Genomic DNA, 3,694 nt, shown 5'->3' on the forward strand with positions numbered 1-3,694 from the left:
TCCGGGCGCTCCCGCTGACGTCCCGGGGGGGGGGGGGGGCCGCCGCCCGGGGTGGGGGGGCTGCCCGCGGACCGCCATCCCCGCGCTCGGCGCACCGGCCCGGCCACGACGACACCGAAGCCCCACAGCCATTCCGGACGCCAACCACCACAGCGGCGAGCGGACCACGCCAAAGCCCTCGGCGATCCCGCCGACCCCGGCGGCGTACAAGCCGAGAGTGCCGGCCAGGTCAGGCAAGCTGGCCCGCGCGAGGGGGCGCGGAGGAGGGCCGGGGCGTAGCGGGCGACGAGCGCCCGCAGAAGCCGACCCGGCCACGACGGCACCAAGGCCCCACAGCCATTCCGGACGCCAACCACCACAGCGGCGAGCGAGCCACGCCAAAGCTTTCGGCGATCCCGCCGACCCCGGCAGGCGTACGAGCCGGGAGTGCCGGCCAGGTCAGGCAGGCTGGCCCGCGTGAGGGACGGGGCGGGAGTGGCGGCCGGTGCCGGGGGCGGGGAGGAGATCCGGGGCCGGGGCGTAGCGGGCGGCGGGCGCGCGCAGGAGGCGGCCCGAGGGGCGGGTGGCGATCAGGCCCATGCGGTGGAACAGGTCGACGGCGTCGCGCCGCAGGGCGGTGCGGTCGGCGAGCGGACCGCGCCAAGGCCTCCTGGGGTCCCGCCAAGCCCGGCGGTGTACGAGCCGAGAGTGCCGACCAGGTCACGCAGGCAGGCCCGCGTGAGGGACGGGGCGGGAGTGGCGGCCGGGTCAGGCAGGCTGGCTGGCGCGGGGGACGGGGCGGGAGTGGCGACCAGGTCAGGCAGGCTGGCCCGCGCGGGGGGCGGGGCGGGAGTGGCGGCCGGTGCCGGGGGTGGGGAGGAGATCCGGGGCCGGGGCGTAGCGGGCGGCGGGCGCGCGCAGGAGGCGGCCCGAGGGGCGGGTGGCGATCAGGCCCATGCGGTGGAGCAGGTCGAGGGCGTCGCGGCGCAGGGCGGTGCGGTCGGCGAGGTAGTCGCGGCGCCAGCCGGCCCGGAGGCCGTACTCGTCGGCGATGTCGCCGAGCACGCCGTCTATCAGCGCGTCCGGGACGGGCACGTCGGCGCCGGTGGTCTCGCCGGGCAGCGGGCGGACCTCCTCGACCAGGCGCTCGACCAGCAGCAGCGCCGCCTGGGCGGCCGTTCCGCCGCCGGACAGGGCGAGGTCGGTGAGCTCCTCCGCCGGGTCGAGGAGCGCGACGCCCTCGGCCCGGTGCTCGGCCTCCAGGCCGAGGAAGTCGGCGAGCGCGGCGGGGCCGGAGTGCCGGTGGTCGCGCAGCCAGGCGCGCTGGTCCTCGGGCAGGTCGGCGACCAGGACGGCCGGGGTCTCGGCGAGGCGCCGGCGGACGGCGGTGCCGGGCTCGGCCTCGGCGGCGCGGCGGACGAGGTCGGCGGCGTCGTCGGCGAGCGCGGGCGGCCCGGCCGGGACGGCGCGGGCGAGCTCCCGGTCGACCGTCAGGACGGCGGAGGCGTCCGCGAGGCCGGCGGGGACGTCGGTGAGCACCTGCCAGTCGGCGAGCACGGCGAACGCCATGGCGAGGTCGGCGGGGTCGGCGGGTGCGGGCTCGGCGGTGTTCATCGCGGTCAGCAGCGCGCCGAGCGGGAGCTGTTCGGGCGCGTCGACGAGCAGCGACAGGGCGAGCGCGAGCCGGGCGTAGCCGCCGGGGGTGAACGGGGCGCCGGTGGCGGGGTGTTCGAGGCGGCGGACGGCGCCGGGGCCGGGGCCGGCCTTGTGCAGACGGGCGTGCCAGGGGCCGACGACCAGCGGGTAGCCGAGCAGGGTGTCGAAGCGTTCGGTGAGCCAGTCGCGGTGACGGCGGATCAGCGGGAAGCCGTCGGCGTGCGGCCCGGAGGCGGTGACCAGCGGGTGGGCGAGGAGCAGCCGGGCGGCGATCCGGCGTTCGGCGGCGGTGGTGGCGCCGGAACGATCCTGCGGTACGACGGTGGCGGCGGAGCGGGGGTGTTCGGGCCTGCGGTGCCGGCCGGGGGTGCCGGATTTGGCGCCCGAGAGCACGACGGGCAGGGCGGCGGCGTCACGGCGGGCGCGGCGCAGGCCCGTGGCGGTACGCGGTTCGCGGGTGCGCAGCGGCGCGGGCATGTGCGCGGTGGGGCCGTGCCACCAGCTGACGTCGGGGCCGGACGGCGCGGCGGGGGCGCCGAAGTGACGGGCCGGGTAGAGGCCGAAGGAGGCCGCGCAGAGGTCGTCGGCGGCGCCGGGGCCGGCCTCGGCGAACCAGCGCGCGAGCCGGAGCAGCCCCGGGTCGGGCGAGAGGCCGGACAGCGGTCCGGACAGCGGCTGGGACGGGGATCCGGACCGGGAGCCGGACGAGGGTTGGGACGGGAGACCGCGCGAGGGGTCCTGCGGGGCGTCAGCTCCGGCCGCGGCGCCGGGCCCGGGGCCGCGAGCGGGTTCGCGTACGGCGAGGACGGCGCCGGCGGTGCTGCGCCCCGCCCCGCCCGTGCGTCCGTCCGACGTGCCACCGGCCGTCCGCGCGGCGCCGGTCGCGTACTCCTGCTGCTCCATGTCGGGGACCAGACTAGACGCTGGACGCGGCCCCCGCTGGCAGCCGCCCGGGGCGCGGCGACATCCGGCCGGGCGGCCGGACGGTGAGCGCGCGCCGGCCCGGCGGCACGTCACCCCGCCCGCCCACCGGCACCTACGCACCGGTAACAATCTCTTCCGTGCCACCGCCCCGGTCCCCTATCGTGCCCGCACGGGCCGTCCGCCCCACCACCCTCGCCCCCACCCACCCGGAGGACACCCCCGCATGAGCATCCGTACGACCACCCGCGCCGTCCTCGGCGGCCGGCTGCGCTCGGCCTCCGGCCTGCTCGCCGGTTTCGCCGCCACCTCGGCGGCCCATCTGGGGGCGCTGCTGACCGACGTTCCGGCGCTGCGGCACGCCACCAAGCCGGCGTTGATGCCGCTGCTGGCCGCGCACAGCGTCGTCAGCGCCACCGCGGCGGGGCGGCGGGCGCCGAAGCTGCTGGCGCCGGCGCTGCTGGCGAGCGCGGGCGGGGACGTGCTGCTCCAGCTCGGCTCGGACCCCGCGTTCCTGGCCGGAATGGGCTCGTTCGCGGCGGCGCACGTCTGCTACGTGACGATGTTCGTCGGCCAGGGCGCACTGACGGAGCGGCGCCGCACGCTGGTGGTCGCGGCCGCCTACGCGGCGGCCTGGGCCTCGGTGGTGGGCCTGCTCTGGCCGGATCTCGGGGACCTCCGGATCCCGGTGGCCGGGTACAGCCTGCTGCTCGCCTCGACGGCGGTGACCTCGGCCGGACTGGGGGTGCGGACCGGGCTGGGCGGGGCGCTGTTCCTGCTCTCGGACACCCTGATCGCCACCAAGCTGGCGAACTGGCGGGAGCTGCCGGGCCACGATTTCTGGATCATGGCGACCTACATCCTGGCCCAGTACCTGCTGGCGACCGGCGCGCTGCGGGCCGCCGAGGCCCAGGAGGCCGGGGAGACCGGGGAGGCCGCGCAGGCCCGGGAGGAACAGGACCGGAGGAAGCCGCACGCCGACGCGACGGTCCCGGCCGACGGCACGGCCTGACCGCACGGCCTGACCGCACGGAGGTGGGGGGGGGGGGGGGGGGGGGGGGGGGGGGCCCCCCCCGCGCCCCGGGGGGGGGGCGGCCCGGGGGGCGGGGCGCGCCGGGCGAGAGGGGAGGGCGCGCGC

The 3,694-nt window shown here is 79.1% G+C and carries 2 protein-coding genes; one reads left to right on the top strand and one right to left on the bottom strand.

Going from position 1 to position 3,694, the window contains the following annotated elements; genetic code table 11:
• Positions 1–795 precede the first annotated feature (795 nt).
• The gene (locus tag ACFXAM_RS20035; protein WP_380293001.1) at positions 796–2,538 is read right to left on the bottom strand and encodes a DUF2398 family protein; all 1,743 of its coding nucleotides are present in this window, start codon (positions 2,536–2,538) and stop codon (positions 796–798) included.
• Between the two features lie 244 nt (positions 2,539–2,782).
• On the opposite strand from ACFXAM_RS20035, the gene ACFXAM_RS20040 reads away from it, so the two are divergent.
• Positions 2,783–3,568, top strand: coding sequence for a lysoplasmalogenase (locus ACFXAM_RS20040; protein ID WP_380293003.1), 786 nt, complete (start codon positions 2,783–2,785; stop codon positions 3,566–3,568).
• Positions 3,569–3,694: the final 126 nt, after the last annotated feature.

The organism is Kitasatospora sp. NPDC059462, assembly GCF_042749955.1.
Classification (GTDB): Bacteria; Actinomycetota; Actinomycetes; order Streptomycetales; family Streptomycetaceae; genus Kitasatospora.